Here is a 359-nt window from a genome sequence, read left to right as displayed (position 1 = left end):
GGTCATGGCGGCCGTCTCGTCCATGGCGCCTGCGTCGACGAGGGCCTGGGCCCAGGAGTCGTCGAGGGTGAGTCGGCGCGATACGGCGTCGTGGGCGCCGTGTTCTGCGTCTTCGGGGACCAGCCAGTAGGCGCGGCTGTCGCCCACATTGGCCACGGTGATGGTCGCCGTGCCAGCGCCGTCGTCGTGCACGACCGCCGCCACCGCGGGCCTGGCGGCGTCCTCGGCAGACCTACCCTCGGCCAACGCGCTCAGGCAGGCATCGACGCCGGTGCGCGAGGCGGTGCCGGAGGCGGCCTGCGGATTCGGCGACGACGACACGCCATCGCACACCGTGACCACCGTGACCTGCGGACGTC

The 359-nt window shown here is 73.0% G+C and carries 1 pseudogene; it reads right to left on the bottom strand.

The features are described 5' to 3' along the window. Nucleotides 1-359 (bottom strand): annotated as a pseudogene (locus GV790_RS29220) (phosphatase); the annotation flags it as partial.

Source organism: Nocardia cyriacigeorgica, from assembly GCF_010858045.1.
GTDB classification, from domain to species: domain Bacteria; phylum Actinomycetota; class Actinomycetes; order Mycobacteriales; family Mycobacteriaceae; genus Nocardia; species Nocardia cyriacigeorgica_E.
The sequence above is the reverse complement of the archived record's forward strand: the minus strand, read 5'-3'. Positions and strand labels throughout refer to the sequence as shown.